At 56.1% G+C, this 16,494-nt stretch carries 16 protein-coding genes; 10 read left to right on the top strand and 6 right to left on the bottom strand.

Annotation, left to right across the window (positions count from 1 at the left end):
- Nucleotides 1–92: 92 nt before the first annotated feature.
- Both IFT53_RS15035 and IFT53_RS15030 read left to right on the top strand, forming a co-directional pair.
- Nucleotides 93–1,658 (top strand): putative bifunctional diguanylate cyclase/phosphodiesterase, encoded by a 1,566-nt coding sequence (locus tag IFT53_RS15035; RefSeq protein WP_192065795.1) that lies wholly within the window; start codon nt 93–95, stop codon nt 1,656–1,658.
- 138 nt (nt 1,659–1,796) lie between these two features.
- On the top strand, nt 1,797–2,165 hold the full coding sequence (locus IFT53_RS15030) for a response regulator (RefSeq protein WP_042617187.1): 369 nt from the start codon (nt 1,797–1,799) through the stop codon (nt 2,163–2,165).
- An 8-nt stretch (nt 2,166–2,173) separates the two neighbouring features.
- Here IFT53_RS15030 and IFT53_RS15025 read toward each other — a convergent pair whose 3' ends face one another.
- Entirely contained in the window at nt 2,174–2,536 is a 363-nt protein-coding gene (locus IFT53_RS15025) for a response regulator (RefSeq protein WP_042617129.1), read from the bottom strand.
- 191 nt (nt 2,537–2,727) lie between these two features.
- On the opposite strand from IFT53_RS15025, the gene IFT53_RS15020 reads away from it, so the two are divergent.
- Complete coding sequence (locus IFT53_RS15020; protein WP_192065793.1) at nt 2,728–3,729, top strand: sensor histidine kinase; 1,002 nt, start codon at nt 2,728–2,730, stop codon at nt 3,727–3,729.
- Between the two features lie 21 nt (nt 3,730–3,750).
- On the opposite strand, the gene IFT53_RS15015 is transcribed toward IFT53_RS15020, so the two are convergent.
- Entirely contained in the window at nt 3,751–5,118 is a 1,368-nt protein-coding gene (locus IFT53_RS15015; RefSeq protein WP_192065792.1) for a cytochrome P450, read from the bottom strand.
- Between the two features lie 101 nt (nt 5,119–5,219).
- Between IFT53_RS15015 and IFT53_RS15010 the strand changes: the two genes are divergently transcribed.
- Nucleotides 5,220–5,900: a TetR/AcrR family transcriptional regulator gene (locus IFT53_RS15010; RefSeq protein WP_192065790.1), complete on the top strand. Its 681-nt coding sequence runs from the start codon at nt 5,220–5,222 to the stop codon at nt 5,898–5,900.
- Between the two features lie 282 nt (nt 5,901–6,182).
- Here the strand turns inward: IFT53_RS15010 and nagA are convergent, their stop codons facing one another.
- Genes nagA through IFT53_RS14990 form a run of 4 tightly spaced genes read right to left on the bottom strand, consistent with a single transcriptional unit; the run spans nt 6,183 to nt 10,044 of the window.
- Nucleotides 6,183–7,343, bottom strand: a complete 1,161-nt coding sequence (gene nagA / locus IFT53_RS15005; RefSeq protein ID WP_192065945.1) for an N-acetylglucosamine-6-phosphate deacetylase — start codon at nt 7,341–7,343, stop codon at nt 6,183–6,185.
- Complete coding sequence (locus IFT53_RS15000) at nt 7,340–8,362, bottom strand: SIS domain-containing protein (RefSeq protein ID WP_192065788.1); 1,023 nt, start codon at nt 8,360–8,362, stop codon at nt 7,340–7,342. The genes nagA and IFT53_RS15000 overlap by 4 nt, the downstream gene beginning before the upstream one ends.
- A 33-nt stretch (nt 8,363–8,395) precedes the next feature.
- A complete protein-coding gene (locus IFT53_RS14995; RefSeq protein WP_192065786.1) occupies nt 8,396–9,160 on the bottom strand; it encodes a GntR family transcriptional regulator in 765 nt (254 codons plus the stop codon).
- Complete coding sequence (locus IFT53_RS14990) at nt 9,157–10,044, bottom strand: BadF/BadG/BcrA/BcrD ATPase family protein (RefSeq protein WP_192065785.1); 888 nt, start codon at nt 10,042–10,044, stop codon at nt 9,157–9,159. The genes IFT53_RS14995 and IFT53_RS14990 overlap by 4 nt, the downstream gene beginning before the upstream one ends.
- A 208-nt stretch (nt 10,045–10,252) precedes the next feature.
- Here IFT53_RS14990 and IFT53_RS14985 point away from each other — a divergent pair, with 208 nt between their 5' ends.
- The 6 genes from IFT53_RS14985 to IFT53_RS14960 all read left to right on the top strand — a co-directional run bounded on the left by IFT53_RS14985 (nt 10,253) and on the right by IFT53_RS14960 (nt 16,482).
- Nucleotides 10,253–11,143: an N-acetylmuramic acid 6-phosphate etherase gene (locus tag IFT53_RS14985; protein WP_192065783.1), complete on the top strand. Its 891-nt coding sequence runs from the start codon at nt 10,253–10,255 to the stop codon at nt 11,141–11,143.
- Between the two features lie 61 nt (nt 11,144–11,204).
- Nucleotides 11,205–12,464, top strand: a complete 1,260-nt coding sequence (locus IFT53_RS14980; protein ID WP_192065781.1) for an ABC transporter substrate-binding protein — start codon at nt 11,205–11,207, stop codon at nt 12,462–12,464.
- Between the two features lie 144 nt (nt 12,465–12,608).
- The gene (locus IFT53_RS14975) at nt 12,609–13,556 is read left to right on the top strand and encodes a carbohydrate ABC transporter permease (RefSeq protein ID WP_192065780.1); all 948 of its coding nucleotides are present in this window, start codon (nt 12,609–12,611) and stop codon (nt 13,554–13,556) included.
- 11 nt (nt 13,557–13,567) lie between these two features.
- Complete coding sequence (locus IFT53_RS14970; RefSeq protein ID WP_192065778.1) at nt 13,568–14,407, top strand: carbohydrate ABC transporter permease; 840 nt, start codon at nt 13,568–13,570, stop codon at nt 14,405–14,407.
- The gene (locus tag IFT53_RS14965; protein WP_192065776.1) at nt 14,404–15,462 is read left to right on the top strand and encodes a Gfo/Idh/MocA family protein; all 1,059 of its coding nucleotides are present in this window, start codon (nt 14,404–14,406) and stop codon (nt 15,460–15,462) included. Before IFT53_RS14970 ends, IFT53_RS14965 begins: the two co-directional genes overlap by 4 nt.
- A 15-nt stretch (nt 15,463–15,477) precedes the next feature.
- Nucleotides 15,478–16,482 carry a sn-glycerol-3-phosphate ABC transporter ATP-binding protein UgpC gene (locus IFT53_RS14960; RefSeq protein ID WP_192065775.1) on the top strand — a complete coding sequence of 335 codons (1,005 nt, stop codon included), beginning with the start codon at nt 15,478–15,480 and terminating at the stop codon, nt 16,480–16,482.
- Nucleotides 16,483–16,494 lie beyond the last annotated feature (12 nt).

Here is a 16,494-nt window from a genome sequence, read left to right as displayed (position 1 = left end):
AGGGGTGGAAGAGGTGCAGTGCGCCGCATATGTGCAGGTCGATGTAGACCTTGCTGCCGGCGGCATGATGCCAACTTCTCCTGGAAGGTATCATGTTCAATTTTCGAGACAGATCCCGCATCGAAGCTATCGTCTGGATCGTGGCTTTTATTGTCATTGCGACTTTTGCAGTCATGCTCGATGCCCACGAGGAGATCGATGCGTTTTTTAGATCTCACGAACATTATCAATTGGACGAAATCGTCACTGCGCTTGCTATCGCTGGTGCCTTCGGCCTTGCTTATTCCGTTCTGCGCTTGAAAGACCTGTGGGTCGAAGGCAACCGACGTCGTCTCGCCGAAGAAAAGGCCGCAAATGCCGCTTACCACGACGGTCTGACGGGTCTGCCCAACAGACGCTCACTCGACGCCGCCATCAGTGAATTTGACACGCGAAAGTCCAAGCGATCCAAGCATGCGGCTTTTTCCATAGACCTGACCGGGCTGAAGAAGGTGAACAGCGAACTGGGGCAGGCTGGCGGAGATGCTGTTCTAAAGGAAATTGCTATTCGGCTGCTGCACCTGGAGCCTGACGATAAGGTATTCCACGTTGGCGGTGATCGCTTCATGCTCGTCACCAACAGCCCAAGTTTTTCCAATCCTGAAGCTTATGCCCAACGGATCCTATTCGCTATCTGTCGACCGATTGAGTTTCAGGATGTCTCGATAGAGATCGCCGCAAGCCTCGGCTACGCATCCTTCCCCGACGACGCGAAGGATTTTTCGGGTCTCGTGCGGTTTGCTGAGAGCGCCATGTACGCGGCCAAGAAAAGTGGTCCCAATGTGATACTGGCCTTTACGCCTGCGATGGACAGGAAGGACCGTGAACGTGCGCAAATGCTGGCTGATTTGAAAGCAGCAATTCAAGCCAATACGATTTCTCCCCATTATCAGCCGCTGATAGATTTGAAGACCGGAGAGATTGTGGGTTACGAGGCATTGGCCCGGTGGGAAATTCGGCCTGCTCAATTTGTTCCGCCGTGCGATTTCATTCCCTTGGCTGAGGAGACTGGACTGATCTCGGCGCTGACCGAACGCCTGTTCCTGCAAGCATGCAAGGATGCAATGACGTGGCCCCCGCACACGATCCTCGCCTTCAATCTATCGGCTTCCCTGTTGGCAGACCGACTCCTAGGCCTTAAGATCCTGAAAATCATCAATGAAACGGGCTTGGCGCCACAGCGCGTTGAACTTGAGGTGACGGAAAGCGCGATTATTCTGGATGCCGAAAGCGCGCAATTCGTTCTCAACAATCTTGTTCAAACAGGAATCAAGCTTGCTCTTGATGATTTTGGCACGGGGTATTCCAGTCTTTCGCAACTCTCGAGTTATCAGTTCCATACGTTGAAAATCGACCGTAGCTTCATTTCGAGTTTTGAAGTGTGTGAGAAGCAGGACAAAATCGTGAAAGCGATTATTGCCCTGGGGGCAGGCTTGGGAATGAAGGTGACGGCTGAGGGCATCGAGAACGAGGGTCAACTCGCAAAGCTGGAGGCGCTGGGCTGTGATCTTGGGCAGGGTTATCTGCTGGGCAAACCGATGTCCGCGAAAGCCTTACGGTCACACAAAGTGTTCCGCATCCATAACCTCATGCCAGCAGCCAACAATCATTCAGCGTAATGCCCGGCACCCTGATATCGCTGCATAACAGCATGGATCATTAACCATGCCAACGTGATCGCCCCGACCATTTACCTCTTGCAAAGAGAAATGACCGAGGTTGTGGCTCGCTGGAATGAATACCAGGAGCAATGGAAAATGGCGAAAATTCTGATTACCGAAGATGAAGACGCATTGCGCGTCTTCGTGGCCCGCGCATTGCGCCTGGATGGCCACGAAACCCACGAAGCCGCTGATGGTGAGCAAGGGTTCGAGAAGCTGAGCGAACATACGTTCGATCTTCTGCTCTCTGATATCCGCATGCCGGTCATGGACGGGATCGAGCTGGCGCATCGCGCTTCATCGCAATTTCCGAACCTCAAGATCTTGTTGATGACGGGCTATGCCGAACAGCGTGAACGCGCCGATGACCTGATGGAAAAGATCATCGACGTTGTTCCGAAGCCTTTCGCGCTGCCTGATATTCGCAAGGCGGTCGCACGCGCACTCGCTGCGCCCCATGCTTGACGTGAATGCTAGTCGGATTTTGCGTCCGCAAGTGCGTTCAGTCGACCGATGATGGCGGAAAAATCATAGGGCTTGGAGAAGAATTCTGCCGATTCTGGCAGGTCGATATCATCGGGTGTCAGTCGGCCTGATGCCACGATGATCCCCGCCTCCGGGAAACGCTCAGCCACGACGTGGGCCAGGTCGATGCCGGTCAGTTCTCCTGGCATCTGAATATCTGTGAACAGCAAGTGCACGGTGTGCTCGGAGATGAGAACCATCGCCTCGTCAGCCGTTTCAGCCTCAATGATGCTGAAACCAGCGTCTTCGAGGGCATCAATCAGCGTCAACCTTATTAAAGGCTCGTCTTCCACCACCAGCACTGTACGCACACGTCACCTCCATTGAAGTCTTGTGCAGGAACCCGTAGAGCTTGGATGGGTTCCATGTCGTTTTTCGACAAGAGGGTGCCTTTGCGATGTGCCTGCCATGTTGACACAGCGCCTCGGTGACCCCGCCAGCAAATGCCAAGAGCGCCCGGACGTATGTCCGGTGCGGTCAGTTTCGAGAGGGAGACGCTTCAATGACGATCCAGGGACCAGCCCAGCCTGAGTGGAATGCAAGGGAGCTGCGCAATGCCATCAAGTCAGCGGGTGTTGCACTCTGGACATGGAGCGTGGGTGACGACAATTTCGTGATGGATGCCAAGGGCTATGAGCTGTGGGACCTCTCTGCGAAGGCGTCGTTGAAGTTTGAAGACCTGTCCATCAAGGTTCACCCTGCCGATCGAGACCGAGTAAGGGCATCGTTTGTTGCTGTCAAAGCCTCTGATGGGCCATTCGAAATCGATTTTCGCATTTTGACGAGCAATGAGGAGGTGCGTTGGATTTCTGCGCGCGGCGAGGGGAACGAAGGTGGCGCCGACTCCGACAAGATGTCGGGAATTTTTCTGGATGTGACAGGCCGCAAACAGGCAGAGGAAGGTCATGAACTGCTTGCCGGTGAAATGAGCCACCGCGTTAAAAATCTGCTGGCACTCGCATCGGGCTTGACGACCATCACTTCCCGCTCAACCGCGACGAAAGAGGAGATGGCGCTGCAGCTGACCCAACGCTTGGCCGCGCTTGGGCGCGCACATGATCTCGTGCGGCCTTTGCCCGATGGGCAGGGAAGTGCTGCGTTGCTGGGAGATTTGTTTGCCGTGCTGCTTGAACCTTACGATGACACGGGTGCATTTTCCGGCCGGGTGCGCGTGGCTGTGCCGCGCATGGGCCTTGGGGAAAAGGCAGCAACGGGCATCGCTTTGATGATCCACGAACTGGCCACCAACTCCCTTAAATACGGTGCGCTTTCCACCGCGGAAGGATTGCTGGACATTTCGGGAAGCAAAACCAATGACGACATTGAGATTGTCTGGTCCGAACAGGGTAGAAAGGCAGCTCCTCCTAAAACCACTGAAGGATATGGTAGCAAATTACTGAACCGCACCGTCACAGGTCAACTCGGCGGCTCTATCGAGTATAACTGGACCGATGGCGGCGTGTTGATAACGCTGCGCATGAAAGGCAGCTTTCTGGCCCGCTAAGGCCATAACGGTTCCCGTGTGTCAGCGCGCAACGAGCTGCATGTTGAGTGGTTTTTCAGGGCGCAGCGTTAGCCGCATGATCGGCTTTGGAGCGTGTGTTTGAATGGTTGCAAGGCGTACCTTCTGCAAAAGCACCGCCAGAATGGCCACAGCCTCCATCACGGCGAAGGCATTGCCAATGCAAACGCGGGGTCCAGCGCCAAACGGCATGTAAGCGTATCGATGCCTTGATTTGCTGGCCTCTGGATTGAAACGCTCCGGATCGAAGACCTCGGCGTCAGGCCAGATCGAGGCATGTCGATGGACCGCATAGATCGGCACCATAAGGACGGTGCCGGCGGGAATGAGATATTCACCGAGGCGGAAATCCTGCAAGGCCGTGCGCGTGATGACAGGTGCTGGTGGATAGAGCCGCATTGCCTCGGAAAAGACCTGGCGTGTATAGGTCAGCTTTGAGATGTGTTCGGCAGTCAGATCCTCGCCTTCCGTCAACCCGTCGATCTCGCTCAGAACCTTTTCCTCAATCTCTGGATGGCGAGCCAGCAGGTCGAATGTCCAGGCCAGTCCGAGCGCCGTTGTCTCATGGCCTGCGGTGATGAAAGTCATCAGATTGTCCACGATTTCCATGTCGGTCATCGTTCGGCCTGTCTCAGGATCCGCTGCCGAGAGAAGCATTGAGACCAGATCGGTCCGTTCCGCGGGCGCAGCGCGCCGTGTCTCGACAACGCGCATGAGGCTTGAACGCAGGAATTCAACAGCCGCCCTTGCCTTGCGGCGGCCGGGATAGGGCAGCCACTCCGGTGCTTTCAATATACCAAGAGCAAGGGTCCAGCCCGTTGGTTTCAGAAAATCGGAAATGCTGCGTTCCACCCTCTCGACGTCAATGCCATGGCCGCCGGACATCATGGTCTCCACGATGATGTCGAATGTCGTGTGCATCATCTCGTGACCGATATCGATATTCTTCGAGCTGTTCGCTAGCCACTTGTCTCGCGTCCGCTGTGCTGCCGCAATCATCACCGGCTGCAACTCCAGAAGCTTATCGTGCCGAAATGCGCCAGCAACGGATTGGCGCTGCCATTTCCAATGGGCACCATCGGCCGTCAACAGGCCCTGGCCAAGGGCTGGCCCCAGTGCGCGTCGAACCTGATCGCCTTTGCACAAGGCGTCCGCATTTTTGACCAGTGCTTCATGGATGAGGACCGGATCGGCAATGTGCACGGTTATCTGTCCGGCGGTCTTTGAGAAGACAACGGGTTCCGTAAAAATCGACGGAGGAATGGCGTCGAGCGGATTGCGAATGATGGCCGCAAGAATTCTGGGCGTTGATTGCGGGGTGACAGGAAAACGCTTCGCCGTTTGTTCCTCAGCTCCGGTCGTCATGTCCATGGCATCTTTCCTTGATTGCGGGCGGCAACAGCTATAACTCACTAAGGTGTTCACCCAAACAAAAGTAAGGTGCACACCTTAATTCTGCAAGAGGGAATGCGATGAAATCGACGATGCGTGGGGGGAGCGACAAAAAACCAAGCACGCGAAATCGTATTCTCAAAGTGAGCCTTGCCTTGTTGAATGAAAAAGGGCCGGATCGAGTGACGACGGCGGAAATTGCGCGTACGGTCGGGATCAATGAAGGGAACCTTTATTATCACTTCAAGACAAAAGAGGCTCTTCTGGTCGCTTTGTTTCAGCAACTCGAAACCGATGCGATCGCGTTTTCATCAGCCATTGGTGCCAATGAGATAACCGAGGCTGGCGCCTATCCAGCCTTCATGCGCGACTGGTTTTCGATTGTCTGGACGCATCGCTACATGTTCCGTGATCTTCCCGGCGTCATGGCCAACGCGCCTTCCCTGAGAGAGCCAATCGGCGTTTTGAGTGGTGCCATACGTCTTGCTGTGCAAGCGGGGATCACACAAATGGGGGATGTCGGTCTGATCGACATTCCGGAGGGTGAGGCCGCCGCACTCTTGGCAAATGTCTGGATCGTATCCACCTATTGGGCGGTCTATCTCAGCCTGCAGGAAGGTGTTGAGGACTTGCGTCCGCACCATCTCGATTGGGGGCTAAACCAGGTAACCAGCCTCTTCAGGCCTTATCTTTCACCCAGCGCATTGCAAGAATTGCAAGCGCTGCTGGCGCAACCTTTCGCAACAGGCGAGCGGTCCTGAGCAAGCTATGTCTTTTTGCATGGCTGCGGTGCAATGTCGTCTGTTTATTGTGCGCTCGAATTTGGTATGTTGTTTTCATCGAAGCGATGCACCTCCTCCCGCAAAGCTTCGAATTCAGGCGGCCCACTCCTCCTCCCAGGGCACGTCTGTCGGAACAGCGGCACTCCTCCTCCCAGCCGTTGTTCGGTTCTTTTCGAAAAGCCTGCCGCACCTCCTCCCGCGGCAGGCTTTTTCGTTTGAAATTATGCTGGGGCGGCTTTCAAAATCCGATCACATCATTGGTCAAGCCGCAAATGCCTGCTCGCCGCCAATCCATGTGCTGATGATGGCGTGGTCCTCATCCAGAACGACGAAGTCAGCGTCGCATCCGGGCTTCAACGATCCTTTCGTGTCGCCGACACCTGCGGCTTGCGCCGGATAGACCGTCGCCATGCGGATGGCTTCCGAAAACTCGATACCGAGCACTTTGTGGATGAAGAGCACGGAGGACAACATGTCGATATCGGCACCGGCAAGAGTCCCGTCGGCAAGCGTCAGGCGTCCGTCTTTCCGATAAATCTGCCGATCGTTCAGCAAAAGACCGTCAAGATCCGTTCCAATCGTCGACATGGCATCGGTGACGAGGAAGACATGGCCGGGGCCGCGCTTTGCACGGATCGCGGCACCCAAGGACGCAGGGTGCACGTGAAAGCCGTCTGCGATGATGCCACAGGAAAGCTCACCCAGATCGAGCGCGGCTCCAACTAGGCCGGGCGAGCGGTTTTCCAGCGGGCTCATGGCATTGAAAAGATGTGTCACCACGCGCGCGCCAGCATCGGCATAGGTCTTGGCGGTCTCGTATGTCGCGTTGGTGTGACCCAGGCTGACGATAAAACCGGCCTCTGCGAGTGACTTCACTTGCTCAACCGTTGTGTTTTCCGGCGCGACCGTAATCATCAGCGCATCGAACTTGTCTGCGACAGCGAGCAAACGCTGAAGATCAACATCCTCCATCGGCCGGATCAGCGCAGGATGATGCGTGCCTTTGCGCGCCACGGAAAGATGTGGCCCTTCCAGGTGCAGGCCAAGGAAGCCTGGAACACCAGCCGTCTTCGCGTCAAGGCCAGCCTTGATTGCCGCAGCCGTAATCTCGGGCGTATCCGTTATCAGCGTCGGCAGAAGTGCTGTGGTGCCGAATTTGGCATGGGCCGCGCAGATCTGGCGTATGCCCTCGACGGATTGGTCGTCGTTGAGCATGACGCCGCCGCCGCCATTGACCTGCAAATCGACAAAGCCGGGAATGATGGTCGCGCCATTGGCGTCAATCCGCTCACGCCCTGATGGCGTCTCTGCCATCGGTACGAGGCCGGAAACCTTGCCGCCGCTCAGCAAAAGGGCACTGTTCACATGCCAGGAAAAGCCATCGAAAATCCGGGCGTTTGTCAGCACTCTTTCCATGGTCAGTGGGTCTCCGTGACTTTTTTAAGAGCAGGCGGCGCGTCAGGGTTGAAGCCCCTCGACCGAGACCATGCTTCCACGAAACCATAGAATGGCACAATGAGAGACAGTGCGTCGGTCAGCGGGTGACCTGTCGCTACAAAGGGAAGACGCCGCGCATGGGATGCGCCATCAGCCGTGATGAAGGAAAGTGCGCCCTTCTCGCCAAGACTGTCTGCGGTCGCAAGGACGGAGGAAAACGCGGCATCGCGGGCGGCGAATGTCACCACGGGAAATCTCCGGTCGACAAGCGCTACCGGGCCATGCAGAACCTCGGCGCTGGAATAGGCCTCCGCATGCATTTCCGAAGTTTCCTTGAACTTCAGCGCTGCCTCGCTGGCAATGGCCAGAGATGGGCCACGGCCCAGCATGAATAGCGATTCAGCATTGCCCAACTCGTCCGCCAAAGCCTGCCAATCCAGCGTTATCGCCTGCGCCAGTTTTTCCGGCAATTCTTGAATGGAGCGTTGTAGCTCAGCGTCTGCGGTCCATTCAGCGAGAATGGCGAGGCCCGCCAACACGGAATTGAAGAAGGACTTGGTCGCCGCAACGGCAAGCTCAGGGCCTGCATTGATATCGACAGCATGTTCTGACGCATCTGACAAAGGCGAGGGCTGGGTGTTCGTCAACGATATCGTCAGCGCACCAGATGCGGCTGCTGATTGGGCAAGTGCCACAATATCGGGACTTTTGCCGGATTGCGATATAGAGATGGCCGCTGCGCGATCCAGTTTCAGCGATTTGCCATAGATCGAGGCTAGCGAAGGCCCAATCGAGGCCACGGCACGGCCTGCCTGCTGCTCAATCGCATATTTCAGAAAATGAGCCGCATGGTCTGACGACCCTCTGGCGATGGTAATGAGAAAATCAGGGTTGCGATCTCGCAATGCTTTGCCAGCCCGTTGCAAGGCATCATGCGAGTGGCTGAGAAGACGGCTGGCGGCCTCGGGTATTTCATCAATTTCCTGGCGCATATGCGTTGGCATAGTATTCTCTTTTCTGTCAGTTCAATGGCCGCATCAGCCGTCAGTCAGGGTCATTTCCGCAACGAAGTCATAGGCATCACCGCGATAAAGCGAGCGCGTCAGTTCCACCACACGGCCGGAATCCAGATAGGAAATGCGCTCGATGGCAAGGCCCGCAGAGCCTTCCGGCACCGCCAGCAAGGCGGCATCCTCGCGTGTCACATTGCAGGCTGAAATACGCTGTACGGCACGAACCGGCTTAAAACCTGTGCGATGCAGTTCAGCGTAAAGCGATGATGTCACCGCATGCGGGTCAGGCAGGATATCGGAAGCAAGGCTCGCCCGCTCGATGGCAAGCGGCAATTCATTGGCAATGCGCAGCCGCTCCAGCCGCGCCACCATCATATCGACCTTAAGACCCAACATCATCATCTCGTCCGAAGAAGGATGGAAAAGCCCCCGGCCAAGCCATTCAGACCGGGTCACATAACCGCGCCGCGCCATGTCTTCGGTAAAGGAGGTCAGCCGTGACAAGGGTTGTTGCAGACGCGAAACGGGTTTCATGACGAAGGTGCCGGAGCCGTGCTTGCGGTTCAGTAATCCGTCCTTCACCAGATCATCGACGGCCTTGCGCACGGTAACCCGGCTTACATTGGCAAATTCTGCAAGATCGCGTTCCGGCGGCAGCGCCTGTCCGTGGCTGAGTTTGCCAGACAGGATTGCATCCTCCAGCGATTGGCGGAGCTTCATGTACAGCGGTCCCGATCCGCTGGATTGAAGATCATCGGGAGAGAGAAACTGCGACAGGCTTTCCATCATGCAGCCCCTTCCATCGCATTCACGAAGGTTGCTTTCGCAAGGGCGACAGCGCCTGCTAGCGCATCGTCAACCGCATGTGCAAGTCGTTCACGGTGACGGTCTGAGAGATAGGGCGCATAAAGTGTCGATAAGCCACCTAGCAGACACAGCCTGCCACCGCTCGTCATCTCGGCTACGCGATCAAGCGATGCGTCGATGAAGCCCGCGGCTTGTTTCAAAATGGAGAGTGCTGCCGCATCGCCAGCGGTGGCAAAATCGAACACGCGGGGTGCAAAGCGCGCATAATCGCCGGGCTTTGCGCTCTGCGAAAATGCGACCATCTTGCGCGGTTGATTGGCGAATTCGTCAAGAAGCGCACGCGTCATTGTCGTTTGCTGAGCGATGCCGTCATAGGCGAGCAAGCTTTCCTGCAATGCCATCTGGCCCAAACGTCCGCCACTTCCCAGATCTCCGAGATGATAGCCCCAGCCGCCCACATAGTGGATAACGCCTGCGCTGCGGGCGATATAGATCGTCCCGGTGCCGAGAATAGCCACCGCCCCATCTCCGTCCCCCAGCGCGCCCTGAAGCGCAATCAGCCCGTCTGATTCGATGACAGAACGGCGAAAGGGCAGGCGTGGCATCACATAGGCGACGGTGTTTTCGACGTGGTTACCCGCAAGGCCGAGATAGGCACTGGCATTTTCAATGAGGCTTGCATCGAGCCCAGCATCTACAAAAGCTGCTTTCGCAGCATCCGCGATATTTGCGACGGCAGTATCCGGCGCTGTCATGATGTTGGATGCGCCGCTTTTGCCACGACCGAGAATTCGGCCTGATGCATCAGCGACTGCCGCCCGGCAACTTGTGCCGCCACCGTCGATTCCCACGAGATATCGCTGCATGAAACTGTCTCCTGAAAAGAAGATACCAAAAAAATACCAATATCCAAGAGGGAAAAATTGATTTCCATTAAAATCTAAATAAGCAATAAAAACCAATCAATTAAGCAGACGTTTCTCGCTTCCTGGCCTCAAAAGTAAATCTAATATGAAAAGATGCTGGACAATTGGTATTTTTTTGGCATTAAATTCGGCGGCAGGGAGTTTTTCGATGAGCGCTGGCGGAACTGAAGGTTTGCACGAAAAGGCGAAGGGCCTCGACACCATGGTGCCGGGTGACATCCTGTCGCTTTTGAGCGCGGGCCAGCAGGAGGCGGCGCAGTCTGTCAATGCCGCTCATGACGCCATTGCGCGTGCATCGGCACTTGCTGCAGATGCAATCGCGGCTGGGCGCATGCTGGTCTATGTCGGCGCGGGCAGTTCAGGGCTGATGGCGATGGCCGACGCATTGGAATTGCCCGGCACTTACGGCATCGGGCGCGAACAGATCGCCATCCTGTTTGCCGGAGGCGCCAGCAATCTCTCTGATATGCCCGGCGCGCCCGAGGATGATGTCGAGCAGGCGAAGATCGACGCTGAGATCATCTGTGAAGGTGACTGTGTCATTGCAATCACGGCAAGCGGATCGACGCCTTATGCATTGGCTGTCGTGCAGGCCGCGCGGGAAAGAGGCGCGAAAGTCGTAGCGATTGCCAATAATGTCGGCGCAAAAATCTTCGATATGTCCGATGTCTCGGTTCTTCTTAAAACTCCGCCGGAATTTGTATCGGGTTCAACCCGCATGGGCGCTGGAACGGCGCAAAAAATCGCGCTCAACATGTTTTCGACATTGATGGCCATTCGCCTCGGTCATGTGCATGACGGCTATATGGTCAACCTGCGGGCGGACAACAAGAAACTCGTCGAGCGCGCTGCACGGATTGTATCCGGCGTGACCGGCGTAGATATAAGCGAAGCTGGACGATTGGTGGAAAAGGCGTCCGGCTCTGTGAAGATCGCAATCCTGCTTGCAGCAGGCGCGAAGACGAAGAATTCAGCTGAGCATATGCTGGAGGAAAGCGGCCACAATGTGCGGCGCGCACTTCAGCTGATCGGCGAATGAGACTGGCAAAAATCACAGTTGTTGAGCGCCTTGAGGGCGTTACATCAAGAGGGAGAACAAGATGACCCGCACTATCACCAAGGCCCTGCTGCTGGGCGCAAGCCTTTTTGCCTATGCAGGGCTCGCATCTGCGCAGGACGTGACGCTGACGATCGAAAGCTGGCGCAACGACGATCTTGCGATCTGGAAGGACAAGCTTATTCCAGCGTTTGAAGCCAAGAACCCCGGCATCAAGCTCTCGTTTCAGCCTATGGCACCGACTGAATACAATGCGGCACTGAATGCCAAGCTGGAATCCGGTTCCGCTGGCGATCTCATCACCTGCCGCCCCTTCGATGCTTCGCTTGAGCTTTTCAAGAAGGGCTATCTCGGTGACCTGACCAAGAATGCCGGCATGGCGAACTTCTCCGACGTGGCAAAGACCGCATGGTCTACGGATGATGGCGCTCAGACATTTTGCGTGCCGATGGCCTCCGTTATCCATGGCTTCATCTACAACAAGGACGCTTTTGAAGCGTTGAAGATCGAGGTGCCGAAGACGCAGGCCGAGTTCTTCGCCGCTCTCGACAAGATCAAGGCTGACGGCACTTATGTTCCGATGGCGATGGGCACCAAGGATTTGTGGGAAGCCGCGACCATGGGTTACCAGAATATCGGTCCCAACTACTGGAAGGGCGAAGAAGGCCGTCTTGCGCTGATCAAGGGTGAGCAGAAGCTGACCGATGCCGATTGGGTCAAGCCTTACGAAGTGCTGGCCAAGTGGAAGGATTATCTCGGCGACGGTTTCGAAGCGCAGACCTATCCTGACAGCCAGAACATGTTCACGCTGGGCCGCGCCGCGATTTACCCGGCCGGTTCCTGGGAAATTTCTGGCTTTAACGCGCAGGCGCAGTTCAAGATGGGCGCATTCCCGCCACCGGTCGAGAAGGAAGGCGATACTTGCTACATCTCAGACCATACCGATATCGGCATGGGCATGAATGCAAAGTCGAAGCACCCTGCTGAAGCCGCGAAGTTTCTGGAATGGGTTTCTTCGGCAGAATTTGCCGACCTCTACGCGAACGCCCTGCCGGGCTTCTTCAGCCTGAACAAGACAGCCGTGAAGATGGCTGATCCTGTTGCGCAGGAATTCGTGTCCTGGCGCGAAAAGTGCAAGCCAACCATCCGCTCCACCTACCAGATCCTTTCACGCGGCACGCCTAACCTCGAAAACGAGACCTGGGTTGAATCCGCCAATGTGATCAATGGTACGGATACACCGGCTGTCGCCGCTGAAAAGCTGCAAAAGGGCCTCGACGGCTGGTACAAGCCTTCCAAATAAGTCGATTTGTTCAGGGCGTGGCGGTTCAGAAGCCGCCATGCTCTGGAACATCGTCTTTGTCGCATATTATAGCCGGATCATCGATTGCGCGGGCATGGTTCCGGGTAACACGGCTTCCTTTTTCCAAGAGTTCGGACTGGTCCCATGAGCGCCGATATGACTTCAGACGATCAACGACCGATTAAGCGGCCCGTGCGCTGGCACATTTTCGTGTTCATGCTGCCGGCCTTTCTTGTCTACACCGCCGTCATGATCATTCCCTTGGGCAGCACGCTCTGGCTTTCCTTTTTCAATCAGGTGGATGGTCAGAGAATTTTCGTCGGCCTGCAGAATTTCAGAACGCTGTTTGGAGAGGAGCGCTGGTCTGCCGATCTCTGGAATGCGCTCCTCAACAACACGATCTTCTTTATTATTCATATGCTGGTGCAAAACCCCATCGGCGTGGCGCTCGCAGCTTTGCTTTCGCTGCCGAAACTCCGGTTCTCTGCCTTTTACCGCACCGCAATCTTTTTGCCGACATTGCTGTCTTTCGTCATCGTCGGCTTCATCTGGAAGCTTATTCTATCGCCGCTCTGGGGTGTTGCGCCCACCCTGCTTGATCTTGTGTACCTGAAATCGCTGTTTGCGCCGTGGCTTGGCAAGCCCGGCTCGGCACTGATTGCGGTGTCACTGATTTCGGTCTGGCAATATGTCGGCATTCCCATGATGCTGATCTATGCGGCCCTATTGAACATTCCCGATGAGGTGATCGAGGCTGCGGAAATGGACGGCATTACGGGCTGGAGCCAGTTCTGGAAGATCAAGCTGCCGCTGATTCTTCCCTCCATCGGCATCATTTCCATCCTGACCTTCGTCGGCAATTTCAATGCCTTCGACCTGATCTACACCGTGCAAGGCGCGCTGGCCGGGCCGGATGGATCGACGGATATTCTGGGCACGCTGCTGTACCGAACCTTCTTCGGCTTTCAGTTGCAGCTTGGAGATCGCTCCATGGGCGCGACGATTGCAACGGTCATGTTCCTCATCATCTTGGCCGGTGTCAGCCTCTATCTCTTCGCCATTCAGCGCCGCATGCGCCGCTATCAGTTCTGAGGGGAAAAGCCATGTCGAAAGCCCGCTCATCTTTAGCTCGCACGCTCGGTGCCCACGCAGTTCTCATTACCTATACGGCCATCGCACTGTTTCCGGTGGTTCTGACCATCATCAACTCGTTCAAGTCGCGAAATGCGATCTTCCGCAATCCGATGCATCCGCCGCTTCCTTCGACCTTCGATCTGGTGGGCTACACAACAGTCTTGGGGCAGGGAGATTTCGTGCACTACATGCAGAACTCGCTGATCGTAACTGTCGTGTCGATTGCGCTTGTGCTGCTCTTCGGTGCCATGGCCGCATTTGCGCTCTCGGAATATCGGTTCAGGGGTAATACGTTGCTGGGCCTCTATATGGCGCTGGGTATCATGATCCCCATCCGTTTGGGCACCATCGGCATTTTGCAGGGCATGGTCGCAACAGGACTGGTTAACACCCGAACCGCCCTTGTTCTGGTCTATACCGCACAAGGCTTGCCGCTTGCCATTTTCATATTGTCGGAGTTCATGCGCACCGTTTCCGATGATCTCAAAAATGCCGGGCGTATCGATGGGCTATCGGAATACAAGATTTTCTTCCGCCTTGTCCTGCCGCTGATCCGCCCTTCCATGGCAACGGTTGCCGTTTTCACTATGATCCCGATCTGGAACGATCTTTGGTTTCCGCTCATCCTCGCCCCCAGTGAGGCAACGAAAACCATCACGCTCGGTACGCAAATCTTCATCGGGCAGTTCGTGACCAACTGGAACGCCGTGCTCGCCGCGCTTTCGCTGGCAATCGCGCCAGTTCTTGTTCTCTACACGATTTTCTCGCGGCAATTGATCCGTGGTATCACAGCAGGAGCGGTCAAATGAACGCGCAACCTCTGAAGGTTCTCGTCGCCGGTCTTGGCAATATGGGCATGAGCCACGCGCTTGCCTACGCTGCTAATCCGGGCTTCGAGATTGTCGGTCTCGTCAATCGCTCTGCGGTCCCCTTGCCCGAACCACTGGCAAACTATCAAATCCTCCCATCCTTTGAGGATGCTCTGGCGGAACTGAAGCCGGATCTGTGCTCGATCAATACCTATTCCGATAGTCACGCGGCCTTTGCCATCAAAGCGATGGAAGCAGGCTGCCATGTGTTTGTGGAGAAACCGCTGGCAACCACGGTGGAAGATGCGGAGCGCGTGGTCGCATGCGCCCGTGCCAATGGCCGCAAGCTTGTCGTCGGTTACATTCTGCGCCACCATCCATCGTGGATGAAGCTCATCTCGCTCGCACGCGACCTTGGTGGCCCCTATGTTTTCCGCATGAACCTCAACCAGCAGTCTTCGGGCAAGACCTGGGCCACCCACAAGGCGTTGATGCAGACGACACCGCCCATCGTTGATTGTGGCGTGCATTACGTCGATGTCATGTGCCAGATCACGGACGCCAAACCGGTCTCAGTGCGCGGCATGGGCCTTCGCCTCTCCGACGAGATTGCGCCAGACATGTACAATTACGGCCACTTGCAGGTCACGTTCGATGACGGTTCGATTGGCTGGTATGAGGCGGGCTGGGGGCCGATGATTTCGGAGACAGCTTTCTTCGTAAAGGACGTGATGTCGCCCAAGGGTTGCGTGTCCATCGTGATGGACCCGAACGCAAAATCCGACGACATCGACACCCACACGAAAACCTCGACAATCCGCCTGCACAAGGCCGCGACCGGCCCGGATGGCACCTTCAAGGAGCCAGACCAGTTCCTCCAGATGGAAGGTGAGCCGGGGCATCAGGAGCTTTGCGACCGCGAGCAAGCCTATGTGCTGAAGGCCATTCGCGAAAACATCGATCTGAACCGACACATGACCGACGCCGTTCAATCGCTGCGCATCTGCCTTGCGGCGGATGAGAGCGCGCGAACCGGCCGCATGGTCGACCTGTGAGACTGGAGAGCATCCGTGGGTAATCTGACACTCAAATCCGTCGCCAAATCCTTCGGCACTGTCGAGGTGCTGAAAGGTATTGATCTGGAGGTCAAGGACGGCGAATTCGTCATCTTTGTCGGTCCATCGGGATGCGGTAAATCCACACTGCTACGCACCATTGCGGGGCTTGAAGATATCAGTTCTGGCCAGATCGTCATCGACGGGCGCGAAGTTTCAGCTGTCCCACCAGCCAAACGCGGCATCGCCATGGTCTTCCAGTCCTACGCGCTTTACCCGCATCTGACGGTCAAAGACAATATGGGCCTCGGCCTGAAACAGGCGGGAACGCCGAAGGAAGAGATCGAGACGCGGGTAGCGAATGCATCCAACTTGCTGTCGCTCGGGCCATATCTTGAGCGGCGCCCGGCGGAGCTTTCTGGCGGGCAGCGTCAACGCGTGGCTATTGGCCGTGCGATTGTGCGTGAGCCAACGCTCTTCCTGTTTGATGAACCGCTGTCCAATCTCGATGCGGCATTGCGTGTTCAAACCCGGCTTGAAATTGCGCGCCTGCACCGGCGCCTGAAGGCGACGATGATTTACGTCACCCACGATCAGGTCGAAGCCATGACCCTGGCCGACAAGATCGTTGTTCTGAACGCCGGTCGCATCGAGCAGGTTGGCTCGCCGATGGAGCTTTATAATCGTCCAGCCAATCTGTTCGTCGCGGGTTTCATCGGCTCTCCGCAGATGAATTTCATCGACGCTGATCGCCTCGGTGAAACCGGCTACAAGACGCTTGGTATCCGTCCGGAACATCTCGTCTTGTCACGTGATAGCGGGACCTGGTCTGGCAAAGTCGTGCATGTCGAGCATCTGGGCGCAGATACGATTGTCTATCTGGAAAGCGAAACCATTGGCTTGCTGACCGTGCGCCTGTTCGGCGAACACGCCTATGCTCCAGATGATATCGTCCATGCGTCGCCCAGCGGCGGTGCTACCCATCGCTTTGGCGAAGACGGCAATATCGTCGCCTCCTGATCACCCTTCCAT

It is taken from the genome of Rhizobium sp. CFBP 13644 (assembly GCF_014842165.1).
Lineage (GTDB): Bacteria > Pseudomonadota > Alphaproteobacteria > Rhizobiales > Rhizobiaceae > Agrobacterium > Agrobacterium tumefaciens_C.
Note: the sequence above shows the minus strand (reverse complement) of the source record. Positions and strands in the feature narration are given on the sequence as shown.